The sequence below is a fragment of the Anaerobacterium chartisolvens genome, from assembly GCF_003337415.1.
In the GTDB taxonomy this organism is placed as follows: Bacteria; Bacillota; Clostridia; order Acetivibrionales; family DSM-27016; genus Anaerobacterium; species Anaerobacterium chartisolvens.
Map to the genome: position 1 here is coordinate 85,105 of NZ_QPJT01000009.1, position 19,727 is coordinate 104,831.

A 19,727-nucleotide genomic window follows, 5' to 3' on the forward strand; every position below is an offset into this window, starting at 1 on the left:
CAAAGTCCCCCCTAAAGCTTAAAACAAGCTATTCCTTTGCCAACTTTCCTGACTGCTCCTTGACAAGCTGAAACTGCTCTCTCGCCGCTTCTATCAGTTTAGGGTTCCTTCTTCCCTCCGGAGAGCTTATAAGCCTGCTGAACCACTTTATCGATTCCTCAATATTTTCCGTTCTCCTGTGCAGCTCCGCAACCATATACATGCATGTAGCCTCATCAAGCTTTTCTACGGGAAATCTTTCCTTTTGATATGTCTCGTCATAGAACTTTAATGCAAACCTCAAAAATTCCTTTTCCTTTTCATTATCCTCAGCATATCTATACATCCAGGCTATTCTTATGCATGTCTTTGCCAGCTCGCTGGTTTTTGCGCCTCTAACCTGAAGGTTTATTAAAAGAAGCTTAAACGCCTCTATAGCCGTTTCAATACTTCTCTCTCCTGAAAAGCTTCTGCTGTTCCATTTTGTTCCTATATTCTTCAATGTATTTGTGGCATCCTTTTTGGAAATTTCCTCAAACTTGTCCGCAAACGCGGCATAGCCGCAATTTTCACACACCAGCACATCATAAAAAATAGGATTCAGCCCTTCATAATGCACACAAAAATCTGAATCTCTGGACGCAACCTTACATACCTTCGACTTTACCTTTGTTATTTCAAATTTTCTTGAGCATACCGGGCATTGTATTTCCTTGTTATATAACGCATTATTCACTACGCTTCCCCCTCTTAAACGTCTCTATGTCTATTTGTCCTGCCCTTTTTGGGCTTTTTGGGCCTTTGGATTACTTTGGTTAACCTTCACCTGCGCCTTTAACGGCTTATATATATCATCGGAGATTTTTTCCTTAAGTATAAGCTTATTATTTTCATCATAAATTTCACGATACAGCACCGCCCTGTACCCGTTCTTTGGCTTTTGGGCAATCACCTCGCTGTTATCAGGCACCGAGTTATCTATTATAATTTCCTCCTCCGTGGGAGGATACTCTTCTATTATATCAGGAATAAGCCTGACAGTGTATTTATTTTTCTGTTGTTTGCCCAGTATTGATATAACAACCTGATTTTTGACAATACCTGCATTTATGCAAACAGGATAATGCTGGTCATTTTTGAATTTAAAGTCTATATAGTCCTCGGCTATTGTGGCATCCTGTCCAGGACCCACATACAGCGAGGGCAGGGTGTGGTGCGTTCTCTCCACAACCTTAAGCCTCGACTTAAGCACCGCATTGTATAAGGTTGTGGTTATCTGGCACACGCCTCCGCCCACTCCGTTTATATATTCACTTTTATAAATAATCTTAGCTTCCTTAAAACCATTTTCAACTGTCCGGGGGCCAAGCCTTTCATTCATTGAAAATACTTTTCCCGGAAACAATATGGTTCCGCTTATTTTATCACAGGATATTTTTAAGTTCTGAGTCCTGTCTGTATCATTGGCATTAAAGCTTGTGGAAAACGAAGCAAGCACAGTGTCTATTTTATCTATGTCGCGGGACAATATCTCCGGCCTTCTTTCCTCAACCACTAACTCTATTGCTTTAAAATTTCTTTCCAATATACAATTTTCTACCAATTTCAGGCTGCTGTCAACATCCACAAGTCTTCCTATAACTTCTTCTCCAATAATTATACTTCCATTTTGGTAAATAACGCTGGCACTCTTCTCTTTTTTGTCTATTTTAAGCTTTATATTGTCTATGATTTCCAAAAGCCTGCTTCTTTTAAAGGAGGACTTCAGTTCAATGTTTCTGCCTTTAAATCTCAGCAGCAGCACCTTATGCATCCTTTGAAATATATTTCCTGTCCTTGCCATATTAAAGGCCTCATTCAACGCCTGCTCCGTTTCAAATGCAAACGAAATGTCCTTTAAGGCAAAGCTCCAGACGGTGTCTCCATATTTTAAAACAATCCTTTCATTTTCAGTAAAATGTCTGGCTCTCTGTCCTATAACCTCTCTTGCCTCCGACCTGCTCATGCCTGAAAGATCTATATTGTCTATCATAACCCCCTTATAAATTGTATCGGGTAAAAGGAGCCGTATACACAGCAGCACCAAAAGCACAAGCAAGGCCGCTATGGAAATCAAAGCTGCTTTCACAGCCCTATTGCTTTTTAAGTGGCTAATTTTCATAATATACCCGCCGGAGAGCCTCCTTTACAAAATCTCTTATTATATTAATATTATTTCTGGCAGGATATATATTACTCACTTTAAACAAATTAATAGCACCTTGTTACAGTGATAGCAGAAAGTAATTTCTGGACCGGAAGATATTACTTTCCTAACTGGCATAGTACTATTAATAGGGAGCTTTAATTTCAATTACCTCTGTATCCTCTATAGCCTTGTCTATCAGGCTCTCAAGCCCTAGGCCGTCCTCAAGCTCAATTACCTTTTGGAGCTGTGGCCTTGTTTTGGGGTGCTTTGCCACAAAAACGGTGCAGCAATCCTCATATGGCAGTATGGACGTCTCAAAGGTTCCTATCCTTCTGGCTATCTCTATAACTTCATTTTTATCCATTCCTATTAAGGGACGGAATACAGGCATTTTTACCGCGGCATTAGTCACCGCAAGGCTTTGTATTGTCTGGCTTGCCACCTGGCCCATGCTTTCTCCCGTTATCAACGCCAGCGCGCCTTCTCTGGCGGCAAGCCTTTCTGAAATTACCATCATAGCCCGTCTCATTATTATTGTAAGCTGTTCCTCAGGGCAAGTATCGTTGATTTGCACCTGTATTTCTGTAAACGGAACTATATGGAGCTTAATGCGCAGGCAGTAGCCCGCCATTATTTTAGCAAGATCAATAACCTTTTCCTTCGCTCTTTCACTGGTATAAGGGTAGCTGTAAAAGTGAACCGCCTCAATTTCCACTCCCCTTTTGGCCATCATCCATCCCGCCACAGGGCTGTCAATGCCTCCCGAAAGCAGAAGCATTGCCTTTCCGTTTGTGCCTAAAGGCATTCCCCCGTTGGAGGGTATTTTCTCGGAATATATATAGGTATCCTCTCTGACCTCAATATAAAGTATAAAGCCGGGGTCGTTAACATCCACTCTCAAGGAAGGGATTTGGGACAAAATATGCGCCCCTATTTCGCGGCTTATCTCGGGAGACTGCATGGGGAACCGCTTATTTCCTCTTTTTGTTTCCACCTTAAAGGATGAGTGTGGTTTTGTTAGCATCATCTCCCGCACCATTTTGAGCGAATATTCCTTTATTGTCTCAAATTCCGAATCTATTTTCCATACAAGGCTTACCGAAACTATTCCGAATACCTTTACAAGCCTTTCGACGGCAGCCTCAAAATCATAGCCCTCGTCATGGGGCTCTATAAATATTCTCCCCTGCGATCTTATAATGCTGACTTTTCCCAGACTGTAAATAGACTTTTTTATATTTGATGAAAGCTTCTCCTCAAAAACCGGCCTGTTTAAGCCCTTTAATATTATTTCTCCGTACCTGACAAGAATTATGTTTTTCATATCCTTCCTCCGCGTCTTTTATGTATCTGTATTTTAGGCAGTATATCCTTTATGGCCTGTACCGCCTCCTTTATCTCCTCCTCCTCATTGAAGGATGAAAAGCTGAAGCGCACCGGCCCGTCCATATAGCACGCTTCCAGCCCTATTGCCCGGAGAACGTGGCTGTGCAGGTCTTTTCTTGAGGCACATGCACTCCCGGTAGAAACAAATATATTTCTTTCCTCAAGGTGGTGCAGCAAAACCTCCGCTTTTATGTTTTCAAACGAAACACACAGTATATAGGGTGAGGCATCGTCAGGCGAAATAATTTTATACCCTGTAAGCTCGCTCTGAATAAGCTCCTTAAGCATGTTTTTTATTCGTACCGCCTTTTGAAAATTCCCTTCAAGATTCCGCAAGGTAATTTCGGAGGCAAGCCCAAAGCCGCAAATACCGGGTACGTTTTCAGTTCCCGACCTGATTAATGCCTCCTGTCCGCCCCCAAATATCAATGGCCGGAGCTTTACATGCCTGCCTGCGTATAAAGCCCCCACTCCCTTAGGACCGTGTATCTTATGTGAGCTTAACGACATGAGATCAACACCCATTCTTGCGGGGGAAAATTTAATCTTCCCGTATGCCTGAACGGCATCAATGTGTAATGCTGCCGCCTTGTTTACAGAGTTCCTTATATTGACTATTTCATCAACCGGCTGAACGCTTCCCGTCTCATTATTTATGTATATAACGCTTATGAGAGCTGTGCGGCTGTTGATTTTTTTCCTCAAATCCTCAACGTCTATTATTCCCTCGGAGGATACATCCACATACTCTGTTTCATATCCCTTATCGGAAAGATATTTAAATACCTCAAGCACCGACGGGTGCTCTATTTTTGTAGTTAATATGTGATTTCCCCGTCTGGGGTTGGCCTCTAAATACCCTCTTATAGCGAGGTTATTCGACTCGGTTCCTCCTGAAGTGAAATAAACCTCCCTGCTTTGAGCTCCTATGGACCCAGCTATTGTATCCCTTGCCTTTTTAACGAGCCTTTCGGCCTCTATGCCCATGAAATGCATTGAAGATGGGTTTCCGTACACCTCTCCCGCCACATGGTTCATATACCGAAGCACCTCGTCATACGGCCTGGTGGTCGCGCTGTTATCCAGATATATCTGCCTTTGCATATTATTTCCCCGCCTCTGATTCTAATAGCCCCGCAAATGAAATGTTGCAGCACTTGCAGGGCACTTGTTAAAGCAATACTAATTATTTTAACATAATACAGCGATTTTAGTCATCAGCGTTTTTTTTGAAGCGCCGCTTACATTATATTGTATTGAGGCAAATATCTCAATAGCTTTTGAAAGCCACACGCTATTGCAACGCAAAAGGCATCATGATAGACTATAGTGGAACAAAGTATGGATAGGTTCGTCTATATTAATATATTGCATAAAAGCAACTATAAATTAAACTTAATCAAATAGATAAGGGGTCATTTAAAGTGATTACAAAGCTTAAAGGAAAAGTTAGCTCGCGCTTAGTGAGCTCGCTCTTAATGAGCACATTGATAGTTTTAGCCATATTGGCCTATGCCCTCCCCGTCTTCGCGGAATCGACGGAGGCAAGGCCGTTTTCAGATGTTCCCGCAAGCTCGCCAGCGTATGATGCCATAAACAGCCTCAGAGAATTAAATATAATAAAGGGCACAGGGGAAAATAAGTTTGGGTACGGAAAGCCTCTAAAGAGAAGCGAGTTTGTTATGTATCTTGTTTCACTGATGCAATGGGAGCTTTTAACCCCTGAAAAGGCAAGCTTTACGGATAGCACCAGCAAGTCCTCGGCTTATTATGCATACATAGAAACCGCGCTCAGTAAAGGTGTGATAAAAAGGGATGCCGAAAAATTCCGGCCCTCGGACTATATAACCAGAGAAGAAGCCGCTGTTATGCTTGTGCGGTGTATGGGGTACAATACGCTTGCGGCGCAGCCCTCGCTTCAGTATAAGCCTTATGAGGATGTCTCGGACAGCAAGGGCTATATAGTAATCGCCAGAGATTTGGGGATTGTATCAGCCTCCGAAAAATCCCTGTTCAGCCCTAAGCAGCCTGTCAAAAAAGAGGATGCCGCGCTGTGGCTTATGAGGATGCACAGCAAGCTAAACATCCGTATTGATGAGCTGCACGCCTTCTATGCGCTGGGAGCATATAGCCAGAAGGAGCTTATAAACAGGCTGGATTCCGTAAGCTTTGGATGGAGCCGCCTTGAATACAATAAGCAGGCATACAGGGTAGAGCTTAGTATGAGTAATAAAAACAACGCAGATTTCTATCTTCCCACAGGCTTTAAAGATCCTATAGATACAGCGGTTAAGGCCGGTGTCTCCACACAGCTTAATGTATACGCATCTCAGGACACACGTGTGTGGGAGGAGGAAAAGCAAAAATATGTGGGCATAGTTGATTTCGTAACAAGCAAGCCGCAGAGACGGAAAGCAATAATAGACAGCATTATAAAGAAGCTTTCCTCAACATACTCTCAAAACGGGCAATCCATATCCTTTGACGGTGTGGTTATCGACTTTGAGGGGCTAAAGGGAGAAGCCTCCTCCGAAGGCTTAAACACCTTTCTTGCGGAACTGAAAAAGGAGCTTTCACAGACTGAGAAAAAGCTGTATGTAGCAGTACACCCAAGAGTGGAAAATCAGGTCTGCTATGACGGATACGACTATAAAACAATAGGAAGCCTTGCCGATAAGGTAATTTTAATGGCCCATGACTATAACGCAATGGTGCTTACGCAGTCGGACATGGACAGGAATGTCACCTTTACTCCCGTTACCCCTATCGATCAGGTATACTATGCATTAAAAACCATAACCGACAAAGCCTCAGGGGTGGAGGACACAAGCAAAATATGGCTTCAAATCTCCTTTGGAACCGCGCAGTGGCAGTCCAAAGATAATAAGGTTATAAATAAGAGGGTGTACACCACCTCATCTGACAAAATAAGAGACAGGGTTTTAAACAGTGACGGCATGAAGGACTTAAGGGTCAATTATTCTGCCTCAAGTGAAAACCCATATATTACATACCTTAATCCAAAGGACAATGTATATAATAGAATATGGTATGAGGACAGCAGAAGCGTACATGCAAAAATAAAGCTTGCAAACATGTTTGGAATATACGGCATTTCACTGTGGCGACTTGGGAATATCCCCGACTATGACGGCGATATCGAAAAGGGTGCATATCTTGATGTATGGCAGCAAATACTAAATTTATCCGGTGGAAAAGATGATACAGAAGATTGACAAAAGGCTTGAAAATAAGTTAATAGCTCTGGGTATAATTGCGGCACTGGCTCTGATTGTGTATTCAAACAGCTTCACCGCTCCCTTTACCCTGGACGATTTCGGATCTATTTCCAACAACATCTCCATCCGTCACCCGTGGGACATAGCGGCTATCTGGAAGTTTTATTCCAACAGGTTTGTCCTCTATTTTACCTTTTCGCTAAACTACTTTATACATCAGACAGGTGTTGTGGGCTATCATATAGTAAACCTTTTGATACACATTTTAAACGGCTTTTTTGTGCTTCTGATTATCAGGAGCATACTGGGGCTTGGCTTTTTCAATAAGAAAATACCGGGGAAATACCGCAATATAATTTCTGTGATATGCTCCGCGGCATTTATAACCCATCCCATACAGGTCAATGCCGTTACCTATATTGTTCAGCGTACCGCCTCTCTTGCCTCGCTGTTTTACATGATAGCGGTATTCTTCTTTATCAAATTCAGGCTTCATGACAAGATACGCCACTTTGCACTTACTCTTCTGTTTACTGTCCTCGCAATGTTTACAAAGGAAAATACTATAACAATTCCATTTATGCTTATATTAATTGAGCTTATGTTTTTCTTAAAGGACGGAAAAACGAGCTGGAAAAAAAGGCTTCTATTTATTTTTATACTTTTAGCCACAATACCTATCATACCGTCCACAACACTTTTTTGGGGAGGCTACAGCCAGAGTGACCCTAATGTAAGCTTCAAGGCCAGCACCTCAATGGACAGGCTTCACTATTTTTATACTCAAATGAATGTGATAGTAAAATATATAAAGCTGCTGTTTATACCCGACGACCTAAACTTTGACTACAGCAACGACTTCCCTGTATCTAAAACCATATGGGAAAACAACTCATATATATCCTTTCTGATTCTTTTATTTATAGGGTTTATTTCGCTGCTCAATGTAAGGAAAAACAAGCTTTTATCCTTTGGGATATTGTGGTTTTTTATAGGCCTGTCAGTTGAATCTTCGTTTATTTCAATAAAGGATGTGTACTTTGAGCACAGGCTTTACTTCCCTATAGCGGGCTTTATAATGGCTATTGCAGGAATTATATTTTCACGGTCCCGTGGGGGGAGGGGAAGATATAATTTTAAAAAGCCCGTTTTGTTTTTTATCGTTGTGATGACCTTTTATATCTCCATGAACTCAGCCCTCACCCTGCACAGGAATTATATTTTTGGCAGCGGTATAAGGCTGTGGAGCGACGTGGTTAACAAGGCTCCGAGGAGCGACCGCGCGCACTGTGTTCTGGCAACCAATTATATGAATGCGTATGACGAAAAAGACCCCGACACCTTTGAATATCTCGATATAGCCGAAAAGGAGTTTAATAAGGCAATTGAGCTTTATTCCAGGAATGATACCGCCCACTGCAACCTCTCAAAGGTGTATCTCTTAAAAAAGGAATATCAAAAGTGCATAGATGAAGCAAATATAACCAACCGCATAAGAAAATCCGAGTATGCATACTTTAATTTAGGCTCCGCCTACGAAAAGCTGAATGAACCCGATAAAGCCATTGATGAATACTTAGACGGCTACAAGGTCAATGATAAGTCCACATTTATATTAAAAGCCCTCGGAAATTTGTATTGTGAGAAAGAGGATTATAAAAATGCCAAATTCTATTATGAAAGGTTTTTGGAGTATAACGATTATAATGACAGCAAGGATATAAAGAAAAAGCTTGAGGATATTGATAAAAAGCTAACTACCTCAGTTAAATAAAGAGCATACCGGCTAAAAGTGCTTGTTCACTAAAGCATTTGCCTGCTTTTACACTATACGCCCTTGCTCTTAAACCTGTCCAAATCCTTTCCCCTGTCCATAAACTCCTTTATATTGAGGCTTCTATGGCTTTCTATATCTTCATCAATACACCTGCAGCAGTTGTCGCATCTCTTACTGCTGTCCAGATCGCATATCTCGCACTCTCCGCAATCAATGCACTCTCTGTCATACAGTTGACACCAATCATCCATTACCAGCATCCCTCTTTCATATATTATATACGATGCAATAAAGATTTTACATGGAGGATATAATTTGATGGAAGAAATTTTTTTGACCCGTAAGGAATACATCTAAGAAAAGCTCCTGATGACATACCCGTGAGACATTTCCCCGCAAGGCGTCTTTTCGTTGTAATTAAAAATTTCTGTAAGCAATTATATCCTCTATGTTTGTAAAATCTTTATCCCGTCCTATATATAGTATTAACCATAATTATAATATGTCCAAATCCAAAAGTAAAATAATAAATACTCTAATACAGGAATTTAATGGTAATAAACCAAGTGAAGGTTATTTTTTTAAAGGCGAGCATGTTTTTCCACAGCCTTCAGTATTCCGTATATTATAGCCTGGGGCCTTGGAGGGCAGCCGGGTATATACACATCGACAGGCACTATAGAGTCAATTCCATTCCTTGTTGCATAGCTGTCTTTAAAAATGCCCCCGCTGCATGCACATGCACCCAACGCAACAACCAGCTTTGGATCAGGGGTTGCATTGTATGTCTTAATTAACGCAAGCTCCATATTTCGGGTCGTAGGCCCGGTAACAAGCAGCATATCGGCATGTCTGGGAGATGCTACAAAGCTTATCCCAAACCTTTCTATGTCATTGTACGGACCGTTCAGAGCATTGGCCTCATTATCGCAGCCGTTGCAGGAGCCGGCATCAACCTCTCTTATATTAAGACTCCTTCCGAAATACTTATTTATATTATGCTTAAGCTGCTTTCCTATAAGCTCACAATCCTTCCTCTCGTCACCCGCTTTAATACCGGCCTCTGTTACCCTCAGCTCGTCTCTGGATTTTTTAGCAAGCTCAAATTCCTTTGACATTGCAATAGCCCCTTGGGGACATATATCGGCACACAAAGAACAGAATATACACTCATCCACATTTATCCCTATGGACTGTTGTCCGTCACGGCGGCAATACTTCACAATCGCTCCGCTAGGGCATCTTTCTATGCACTGTCCGCATACATTGCATTTTGTAATGTCTATTTCGGGCTTACCTGTGATAAAGTCGGTTTTTATGGGCTTTTTAGGATAGTCGACAGTAACAACTCCATGCTGTATGGACTTTTTTATAATATTAAACATGCTTATTGCTCCTTAAGGCTGTTATTATTTCTATAAATCATTCCCCGAATAAGAAAGATTAAAGCTTTTGTTTATAAGAGGAAAATCAGGAATTATGTTCCCCTTGACGGCATGGCATAAAACCGGCCAGTTGCAAAAGGACGGCGTTCTGACCTTATACCTGAATATTTTATTATTCTCCCCCGACATCACCCAATGGCAGTTTTCTCCTCTGGGAGCCTCGGTTATCCCAAAGGCATGCTTATACGGCTCAAGGCTTTCCACAGGCTCAATTATGCCTCCGCTTGAGGGCATAAGCTCCACAGCCTGCCTTATTATGCTTATTGACTGCGCCACCTCTTCAATCTTTGTGTTCATCCTGCAGTTAACATCCCCGTTGTTGTGGTTGGGTACTTCAAACTTTATTTTGTCATAGGCTGCATACGGGAAATTTACTCTTGCGTCATCATGCACTCCCGCAGCACGGGCAGCAGGCCCTACAGAGTTTAGCTCCACCGCAAGCGTATGGCTTACGACTCCAGTATTCTCTACCCTGTCTATAAACATAGCGTTGGATTTAATTATGTCAACCGTTTCAGAAAATTCCTTTTCAAGCCTGTCCATAGCAGGCAGGACTATCTTTTCCTTATCCTTAATAAACTCCCGCCGTACCCCGCCGGGAAAATTCACGCTCCTTAAAAACCGGCTTCCCGTCAGCTCCTCATTAAGCATCTGGCACCACCGCCTCATCATTGCAAACTGCCCGTTTGCAAATATGTAAGCAACATCTAAGCATATTCCGGCAATATCTCCGATGTGATTATACAGCCTCTCCAGCTCGCAAAAAATTGTCCTTGCATATGCCGCTCTTTCGGGAACATCATAAATTCCCGCAATCCTTTCAATGGCCTGACAGTACGCAAGAGAATTTGAAAAGCTTTCGTCCCCCGATATTCTCTCGGACATAAAAAACACCTTTTCAAAATGCTTTTCCTCGCAAAGCTTTTCAATTCCCTTATGCACATAAAAGAGCTTGGCCTCAAGGTTTATAACAGGCTCTCCCGCAACACTGAACCTGAAATGCCCAGGCTCTATTATTCCGGCGTGTACAGGCCCCACAGGTATTTCAAAAACTCCAGAGCCCTCTATCCTGACAAAATCCTGCCTTCTGTTTTCAAACGGAGGCTTTCGGGATGCACTAAAGTCCTTTTGCAGGGGATGGAGATCCCAAGGCCAATTCTCATGAAACACAAATTCCCTCATGTCGGGATGTCCTTCAAATACTATCCCCATCATATCCCGGATTTCCCTTTCATAGAGGTTGGCGGCAGGTATCTCAAGAGTGACGGACGGTATAATGACGCTTGTGTCGCTGATAGTGGTTTTTACTGTAATCAACTCGCCCTCTTTCTTTGCCGCAAAGGAATAGTATACGGAAAATCCGTCGTTAACCTCCCTTTCATCATTTGCAAACAGGTTTATGAGAGAACATTCTATATTTTTATAAATAAACATGCACAGTCGTTTTACAGCTTCATTAGATACCTCTATATAGGTTTCATTTTTGTTAACAGTATAGGTCTTTATTATGTCTTTACAAAAGCCTTCTTTAATAGAATCCATAAGCTTTAGCATCATTGGCCCTTCACTCCCCCTTTTAACGATAAACTCACCTGTCAATTCTTCAGCCTCCCGCCGGCAGCAGTATAATATCCCTTGCGCGGTTAATAAGCTCATTAACAGGGTAAGGCAGGTATAGCCCCGTCACGGTTATTATAAGCAGCAGTATAACCAGTACCGCTGTCCCCGGCCAGTTAATTTCCCCCTGATGTGTTTCCTTGCTCAAAGGCCTGCCATAGAACATTCTGAACATTTGGGCGGCAAAGCCTGCAAAAATTAATGCCAGAAACAGCAAAAGCAGACCGGCGATTATATATTTCTTTCCGTTAAAGGATGCCATTATTATATTTAATTCGCTGCTGAATATGCCAAAGGGCGGCATTCCTGTAATTGCAAACAGCCCCAGCATAAATGCGGTTCCTGTCACCGGCATGATTTTAAATATGCCCTGAACCTTATTAATTATTTTGGTTTCATATTTTAAGTATATGCTTCCCGAAGCCAGAAACAGCATTGACTTTGTAAAGGCATGATTTAATACGTGGTACAATGCGCCAAATACACTTAACGGGGAAAGCATTCCCAGCCCCAGTGCTATAATTCCCATATGCTCTATGCTTGAGTAAGCAAGGATTCTCTTAAAATCCTTCTGTACCAGTATGAATACGGCGGCAGTTCCTATAGAAATAATTCCAAGCGCCATAAGGAGCCTTCCGGTAAACATATTGCTGCCTGCATTTCTGTTTACTATCGCCATTACCCTTATAATGCTGTACATTGCTGTATTCAGAAGCACTCCTGACAGCAGCGCGCTTATGGGAGAAGGCGCCTGGCTGTGTGCATCCGGAAGCCAGGTGTGCATAGGTGCTAAACCCACCTTTGTGCCAAACCCCACAAGAATAAAAATAAACGATATCCTTAAAATGCTTCCCTGCAGCCTGTCCGAGCTCTGAAAAAGGTACTGCCAGTTAAGCCCCTGCGCAGACTCCCCCAGAGAATGCACCGATGAATAATAAAGCATAACCGTCCCCAGCATGGCAAAGGCTATTCCTACAGAGCATATTATTATGTATTTCCATGCCGCCTCTATGGATTTCTTATTGCTGTAAAACCCCACAAGAAACGCTGACGCAAGGGTAGTAGCCTCTACCGCAATCCACATTAAGCCCATATTCTGTGTTGACACAGTCAATATCATTGTAAAAACAAACACATGGAGCAAAGAATAATACAGCTTCAGCCTTCTTATATTTATCACGCCTCTTTTAAGCTCTTCATTCATATACCCTATTGAAAAAACAGATGCGAGGAATACTACCGATACAGTGACAAAAAGAATTAAAGCACTGAGAGCGTCAATGTAAAAAATGTTATTGAAAAAAGCGGGCGAAACAAATTCATTTCGGAGCACATCCCAAATAACAATTATTGATACCACAAGAAGAGAGGCAGCACCGCAAGCATTTATTGTGTTGATAACATTTTTTTTATTCGTAGTCCAGAACAGTCCGCAAGAAATAAGCGGTATAATCATAAGAAGCAGAATATACATAATTAACCCCTCAAGTTCCTTAATTTATCAATGTCTATTGAATCAAAGCTCTCATTTATCCTGAAAACAAACACACCCATTATAAGCACAGCCGCAAGCACATCAAAAAATATTCCTATCTCAACAATCATAGGCATACCGAAGGTTGTAAGCAGCGCAGCCATGAACATTCCGTTCTCAATAACCAGAAAGCCTATTATCTGGCCTATGGCCTTTTTCCTGCTAATCATAAAAAACAGCCCTATCATAACAAGGGATATCGAATTGGTGAGGAACATGATTTCATATGCCCCCTTTATGTCAGGTATCAGGGATATAACATACCACACCAGTATTGCAAGCCCGCAGCATATTATAATGGATATCGGTATATTGATGAAGAAATCCTTTTCAACCTTGTACTCCACCCTTTTGCATATCCTGTTCAGCATCCCCGGTATAAATATAACCTTGAGCAATATTATAAGCAGGCACATTATTATGGCACTGTCAAATTTCCGTTCGGCTGCCATGTGGTAAATCCCAAGGGTGCCTGCAGCTGCGGCAAGCAGCATTGACTGAAGCCTGAAGGTTTTTATATAGGAATTAACCCTCTTATTGGCAACAAGGATAAAAGCCGAAATTAAAATCAGCATGGACAGTATATTCAAAATCTCCTCAAGCTTAAACATTACAGCTACCTCCCGAATACAAATGAAGACATAAAGCCCAAAACAGCCAGTATAAATGCCAGTGCCGCATGATTAGGCACACTGAAAAGCCTGAGCTTAACGGAATTTATTTCTATAACGGCTATTACGCCGGAAATAACCAACACCTTTAAAACGTATAGTCCAAGTGCTTGTATAACGCCTGCATTGCTCCCGAACGGAATAAAAACATTGCAAATAACAGTAATTAACAGAAGCTGCTTGATTGATGCCGATATCTCCATCAGTGCAAGATGCCTCCCTGAATATTCAAGCAGCATTGCCTCATGCACCATAGTGAGCTCAAGATGGGTTGACGGGTCATCCACAGGTATTCTGGCAGTCTCGGCAATAACAATTATAAGCATGGATATAAGCAGCAGCAGGTAGCTGGGACTGACGAAGCCCCAGCCCGGAGCTGCAAAGCCCTTATATATGGCCTGAAAGCTCAATGAGCCGACAAGGGGATTTAAGCCGACGGTAAACAGCACAAGCATCATGGATGGCTCTATCAATGCGGAAATCATCATTTCACGGCTGCTGCCCATTCCTGTGAAGGTACTCCCGGTATCCATTCCCGAAAGTGCCATAAAAAATCTGCCTATGGCAATAAGGTAAACCACAAGCACGGCGTCACCGATAAAGCCAAAGGAAAACAGCTGCGGTATTGCTGGCACAAACAGGGATGCAGCCAATATAGACACGAAATAAATATACGGTGTAGCGGTAAAAATCCACGAGGCATTATGTGACACAACAACATCCTTTTTAAAAAGCTTAAGCAAATCAAAGTACCCCTGAAATACAGATGCGCCCTTTCTGTGCTGGACCCTCGCCTTGAGCTTTTTTATAATGCCGCTTACCAATGGAGCCAATGCAGCCGTTATAATAAGCTGCACAACAATTTTCACAATTCCCTGAAACATTCCCGCACCTCAAGCCCTCGTATAAAAATTTATGCCCTCGCATAATAAATAAGCATGGCTATAACCACGACAAATATATAAATCAAATATGTATGTATGCTGCCTGTTTGTATCAGCAGCCTCATTCTTCTTGCAAAGTTTACAACACTTCTTACAATTGGTTCATAAAGATACTTTTCAAAAACAGATACGGTAGACACCTTATATCTGGCCCTCTTAAAGAAATACCGGCTGCTTCCCCGTTCTATCTGAAGCTCTCTCTGCGGCCTGTAAAAAGCCCTGAAAACAATTCTTACCGGCTTGGAAAAGCCTGTGGCGGTGTATTGCATTCTGGAGTCAAGCCGTCTGTATCCGCAGTCCCACGTTCCATAATTTCTGAAGCTTGAATTTTTGCTCATATACCTTACCGCCAAAAGCACCGCCGGTATTAACAGCAAGCCTATTATTGCAAGTGCCGCAGGAGATATTGATGTATTTCCCTCATACGAGTGCAATACAAGGCTTGAATATCCCGCCGCACCTTGGAAAATTGAAGCGTTAAGCATTTCTCTATTAATTCCGTCCAGCAATTTTAACAGATGCACAGGAAAAATTCCTGCGGCAAGGCATAGCGCCGCCAGAATCCCCATCCCCGCAAGCATTGTCCGGGGTGCCTCCTTCGCTTCCTCCGCCGCGCTTGTCCTGGGCAGTGCGAGAAATGCCGTGCCAAAGGTCTTTATAAAGCTTGCCGCCGCCAAAACACCTGCTATTGCTAGAAGTGCCGCCGTGACGATAATAATAATCTTCATCCATGAGCCGCCTGTTCCGGCAGAGGCAAATAATGCTTGATATATGGCCCATTCGCTTACAAAGCCGTTAAATGGGGGCAGTGCCGATATGGATAATGCCCCCGCAAGGAAAAACATGGCGGTGTACGGCATTTTCCTTATCAATCCCCCCAGCCTCTCCATATTTCTGGTTCCGGTTGAATAATGAACCGAGCCCGCTCCTAAGAACAACAGCCCTTTAAAGACTGAATGATTAAAAATGTGTAAAAGAGAAGCAGTCAGCGAGAACACTGCCAGCACTGTATTTCCATTTGAACAGGCAATTGAAGAAAGGCCGATGCCTATAAATATAATACCCATGTTTTCTACACTGGAGTATGCCAGTAGCTTTTTTATATCGATTTCCATAAATGCAAAGGCTATACCGACAATAGCGGAAATGCCGCCCAGTAAAAGTATTGCCGTGCCCCACCACAGATACCCTCCCCCAAGTATATCGAAAACTATTCTTATAATGCCGTAGGCAGCGGTTTTTATCATAACCCCCGACATAAGCGCCGATATGTTTCCGGGTGCAGCGGGATGGGCCTTTGGAAGCCATATATGCAGTGGAATTATTCCCGCCTTTGTGCCAAAGCCTATCAGTGAAAATATAAATATGACATTTTTTACAGCATAGGGTATGCCGGAGGCATTTATTTCCGCAAAGCTTGCACTTCCCGTATACTGGTAAATGAGAACAAAAGCCGCTATAATAAATGCAGTGCCTATGTGTGTCATAATTATATAAATAGTACCGGCTCTTTGCGTCTCGGGCTTTTCATTTTCAAACACAACAAGAAAGTACGAAACCATAGACATGATTTCCCATGCAACCAAAAAGAAAAAAATATTCCCTGAGGTTACAACCATAATCATGGACGCTATAAAAAGATTGTAAAGAAACCCGAACACCCCTATATTCCTGCTATTGTAATAATGCTTCAGGTAACCCATAGAATATATTGAAGCCACAAAGGCCAGAAGAGATATTACCAGTACAAAAAAGGCAGAAAGGTTATCAATGTGAAAGCTTATTGATATAGGATAAATCCCCGTTTTCAGATTTATATCAAAGGATCTCCCATTATATATCAAAAGCTTGCAGACACAGAATATTATTCCTGTTAAAGAAGCTGCGGCGGCTGCAACATTTGCAACAGCATTAGAGCCCTTTTGGCTCCTGCATACCAGCAAGCTGAGCAAGGCACCCGATAAATACAGTATAAGCAAAGCTGCAAATATATATTCATACCCTGAAAACAGGGCTATATCGTCTAAAGGCATAACCTGACCCCCAATTTTAAAACCACGTTCTATATGATACTCCTTTTAAAATTGGTTGTCAAATTTGGTTTAAACCGGGCGATGCAAAAGACGGCTGTCCTGCTCCAACTTATTGGGGCAGGGCAGCCGTCCTTTGCATCACATTATTTCTTTGATTGATTGTAAATATCAAAAGCTACGGCGACAAGAAGCACAAAGCCCTTGATTGCCTGCTGCCAGTCAATGCCGATGCCCATAATGGACATGCCGTTGTTCAGCACACCCATAACAAGTCCTCCGACAATAGCCCCAACAACAGTCCCAACACCGCCGGTAGCAGAAGCCCCTCCTATATAGCAGGCGGCAATTGCATCCAATTCAAAGCCGTTTCCCGCAGTCGGACCGGCACAATTTAAGCGGGCGGAAAACACCAGTCCGGCAACCGCCGCCATAAGTCCCATATTGACATAGGCGGCAAATTTAACCCATTTTGTCTTTACTCCCGAAAGCTCAGTGGCGCGCTCATTCCCGCCCAGAGCGTAAATATGCCGCCCAATAACGGTTTTTGTCGTTACAAATGAATAAAATATTATGAGAACACCCAAAAGAACAAGTATAATGGGCATTCCTCTGAACAGTGTAAGCCAATAGGATACGAACAGAATAATTATTGCCATGGCCGCCAGACGAAAGGAAAAAGCTATCTTTCCCCCAACCTGTATTCCGTATTTGATCTGCTGCTTTCTTTTTCTGAATTCCAAAAATACAAAACCCGCCGCCAGAAGTATTGCCATCAGCATAGTAGTGATATGCCCCTCAGTGCCGGGAATATCAGGCAGAAAAGCCTGCGCAACAAACTGGTACGAGGCCGGGTAAGGGCCAAGCGTGTTTCCGTCGAGGATTACCATAGTCAGTCCGCGGAAAATCAGCATTCCCGCGAGAGTCACAATGAACGAAGGTACACGTACAAATGCAATCCACAAGCCCTGCCATGCGCCAATGGCAATCCCCAGCAGCAGGCAGACACATACTGCGAGCCACACAGGCTGGTGCATTGAAATAATCATGGTTCCCGACACGGCGCCGATGACAGCTACAATAGAGCCAACCGAAAGATCGATATTCCCTGTAAGGATACAAGGCAGCATCCCTATTGTCAGAATAAGTATGTAGCTGTTCTGCATCACCAGCTTGGATACATTCATCGGCACCAAAAGAATTTTGTCGGTTGTCACCTGAAAAAACAGAACAATGACAATCAGTGCAATAAACATGGCGTATTTCTTAATATCCAATGAAAAGGCTTTCTTCTCTAATGAAACCACTTTTCTCTCTATGGTTGGCATTCCAATGACCGTCCTTTCACATAGATGAAAGCAACTGTTGGCCGAAGGCTCAACAGTTGCTTTGCATAATACAATGCATAATATTTTCCGAAGTTGCTTCCTCTCCTGAAACCTCACCGACAAATCGCCCTTCATTCATAACATAAACGCGATCGCTTATACCAAGCACTTCCGGAAGCTCGGAGGATATTACGATTACCGATTTCCCGCTTTCAGCCAATTCGTTAATAATACAGTAAATTTCATATTTCGCCCCCACATCAATGCCGCGGGTCGGCTCGTCCAGAATAAGCACGTCGGGGTCGGCATAAATCCAGCGCGCCAGCATAACCTTTTGCTGGTTGCCTCCCGAAAGGTTTCCTGTAAGCTGGTGTATATCCGTCGCCTTAATTACCAGCTTGTTAAAATATTCCTCACACACCTTGACCTCTTCATTTTCATTAACAATGCCAAGTCTGGAGAGTGCTTTTAAGCTGGGAAGCGTAATATTGGCACGGATACTGTCGATTAAGATTAAGCCCTGTGACTTCCTGTCCTCAGTAACATAGGCAATGCCGTTTTCAATGGCATCCGACACGCTGCGCACCTGTATTTCCTTACCGTCCTTGAACACTCTGCCGCTAATCCCTGCGCCGTAAGAGCGTCCAAAAATACTCATAGCCAGCTCGGTACGGCCCGCACCCATAAGCCCCGCGATTCCCACTACTTCCCCGCGGCGAACCTGAAAGCTAACGTGATCAACAATTAACCGTTCCCTGTACTCAGGGGAATGCACTACCCAGTCCTTTACCTCAAAGCGAACCTCGCCCGCCTTATTCTCACGGCGCGGGTAACGATTAGTAATTTCGCGTCCAACCATACCCTTGATGATACGTTCCTCGGTAATTTGTTGCATATGACAGTCAATCGTTTCAATGGTAGCTCCATCACGGATAACTGTAATTTTGTCGGCAACCTTGGTCACCTCGTTCAGCTTGTGAGATATAATAATACCGGTCATTTCGCGCTCTTTTCTCAGGCGCAGAATCAAATCCAGCAGCTTGGCACTGTCTTCATCATTCAATGCCGCAGTCGGTTCATCCAGAATCAGCAGGCGTACGTTCTTAGACAGTGCCTTTGCGATTTCCACAAGCTGCTGCTTTCCAACGCCGATTTTATTAACGGGCGTTTCCGGCCTTTCGTTCAGGCCGACAACCTCCATCAGACGCATGGCCTCACAACGGCATTTATCCCAATTGATAACTCCGCGTACCGCCTGCTCATTCCCTAAGAAAATATTTTCCATAATGGAAAGATACGGGATTAAGGCCAGCTCCTGATGGATAATAACAATGCCCTTCGTCTCACTTTCCCTGATGTTATTAAATTTACATTCTATGCCGTCATATAAAATACTTCCCTCATATGTACCATATGGATAAACTCCACTGAGAACCTTCATCAGGGTAGACTTCCCTGCTCCGTTCTCTCCTACCAGCGCGTGTATGCTTTTCTCCGCAACCTGAATATTTACATGGTCGAGTGCCCTTACGCCTGGAAATTCCTTTACGATATCCTGCATCTCCAGCAAAATCCTGCTCATACTCCGC

At 43.0% G+C, this 19,727-nt stretch carries 15 protein-coding genes; 2 read left to right on the forward strand and 13 right to left on the reverse strand.

Features of this window, described 5'->3' with window-relative positions:
* Positions 1–28: 28 nt before the first annotated feature.
* The 4 genes from DFR58_RS09410 to DFR58_RS09425 form a co-directional block, all read right to left on the reverse strand.
* Positions 29–715, reverse strand: a complete 687-nt coding sequence (locus tag DFR58_RS09410; RefSeq protein WP_114297590.1) for a DUF2225 domain-containing protein — start codon at positions 713–715, stop codon at positions 29–31.
* Positions 716–745: 30 nt separating this feature from the next.
* On the reverse strand, positions 746–2,140 hold the full coding sequence (locus tag DFR58_RS09415; protein WP_114297591.1) for a VanW family protein: 1,395 nt from the start codon (positions 2,138–2,140) through the stop codon (positions 746–748).
* Between the two features lie 169 nt (positions 2,141–2,309).
* Positions 2,310–3,491, reverse strand: coding sequence for a tRNA uracil 4-sulfurtransferase ThiI (thiI, locus tag DFR58_RS09420; protein WP_114297592.1), 1,182 nt, complete (start codon positions 3,489–3,491; stop codon positions 2,310–2,312).
* Positions 3,488–4,657: a cysteine desulfurase family protein gene (locus DFR58_RS09425; protein WP_114297593.1), complete on the reverse strand. Its 1,170-nt coding sequence runs from the start codon at positions 4,655–4,657 to the stop codon at positions 3,488–3,490. The genes thiI and DFR58_RS09425 overlap by 4 nt, the downstream gene beginning before the upstream one ends.
* A gap of 374 nt (positions 4,658–5,031) precedes the next feature.
* On the opposite strand from DFR58_RS09425, the gene DFR58_RS09430 reads away from it, so the two are divergent.
* Positions 5,032–6,789, forward strand: a complete 1,758-nt coding sequence (locus tag DFR58_RS09430; RefSeq protein ID WP_147273162.1) for an S-layer homology domain-containing protein — start codon at positions 5,032–5,034, stop codon at positions 6,787–6,789.
* Positions 6,773–8,566, forward strand: coding sequence for a tetratricopeptide repeat protein (locus tag DFR58_RS09435; RefSeq protein WP_114297595.1), 1,794 nt, complete (start codon positions 6,773–6,775; stop codon positions 8,564–8,566). The genes DFR58_RS09430 and DFR58_RS09435 overlap by 17 nt, the downstream gene beginning before the upstream one ends.
* A 53-nt stretch (positions 8,567–8,619) precedes the next feature.
* On the opposite strand, the gene DFR58_RS09440 is transcribed toward DFR58_RS09435, so the two are convergent.
* From DFR58_RS09440 to mmsA, 9 genes are all read right to left on the reverse strand, one after another.
* Positions 8,620–8,820, reverse strand: coding sequence for a hypothetical protein (locus DFR58_RS09440; protein WP_341457395.1), 201 nt, complete (start codon positions 8,818–8,820; stop codon positions 8,620–8,622).
* A 330-nt stretch (positions 8,821–9,150) separates the two neighbouring features.
* Positions 9,151–9,954 carry an NADH-quinone oxidoreductase subunit B family protein gene (locus tag DFR58_RS09445; protein ID WP_114297596.1) on the reverse strand — a complete coding sequence of 268 codons (804 nt, stop codon included), beginning with the start codon at positions 9,952–9,954 and terminating at the stop codon, positions 9,151–9,153.
* Positions 9,955–9,984: 30 nt separating this feature from the next.
* A complete protein-coding gene (locus tag DFR58_RS09450) occupies positions 9,985–11,613 on the reverse strand; it encodes a hydrogenase large subunit (RefSeq protein WP_242987508.1) in 1,629 nt (542 codons plus the stop codon).
* A gap of 4 nt (positions 11,614–11,617) precedes the next feature.
* Positions 11,618–13,105, reverse strand: a complete 1,488-nt coding sequence (locus DFR58_RS09455; protein WP_114297597.1) for a hydrogenase 4 subunit F — start codon at positions 13,103–13,105, stop codon at positions 11,618–11,620.
* A 2-nt stretch (positions 13,106–13,107) separates the two neighbouring features.
* Positions 13,108–13,776, reverse strand: coding sequence for an NADH-quinone oxidoreductase subunit K (locus DFR58_RS09460; RefSeq protein ID WP_114297598.1), 669 nt, complete (start codon positions 13,774–13,776; stop codon positions 13,108–13,110).
* A 5-nt stretch (positions 13,777–13,781) separates the two neighbouring features.
* Positions 13,782–14,705: a respiratory chain complex I subunit 1 family protein gene (locus DFR58_RS09465; RefSeq protein WP_242987511.1), complete on the reverse strand. Its 924-nt coding sequence runs from the start codon at positions 14,703–14,705 to the stop codon at positions 13,782–13,784.
* 44 nt (positions 14,706–14,749) lie between these two features.
* The gene (gene hyfB / locus DFR58_RS09470; protein WP_114297600.1) at positions 14,750–16,813 is read right to left on the reverse strand and encodes a hydrogenase 4 subunit B; all 2,064 of its coding nucleotides are present in this window, start codon (positions 16,811–16,813) and stop codon (positions 14,750–14,752) included.
* A gap of 143 nt (positions 16,814–16,956) precedes the next feature.
* On the reverse strand, positions 16,957–18,138 hold the full coding sequence (gene mmsB, locus DFR58_RS09475) for a multiple monosaccharide ABC transporter permease (RefSeq protein ID WP_207659200.1): 1,182 nt from the start codon (positions 18,136–18,138) through the stop codon (positions 16,957–16,959).
* Positions 18,139–18,187: 49 nt separating this feature from the next.
* Positions 18,188–19,720, reverse strand: a complete 1,533-nt coding sequence (gene mmsA, locus DFR58_RS09480) for a multiple monosaccharide ABC transporter ATP-binding protein (protein ID WP_114297601.1) — start codon at positions 19,718–19,720, stop codon at positions 18,188–18,190.
* Positions 19,721–19,727 lie beyond the last annotated feature (7 nt).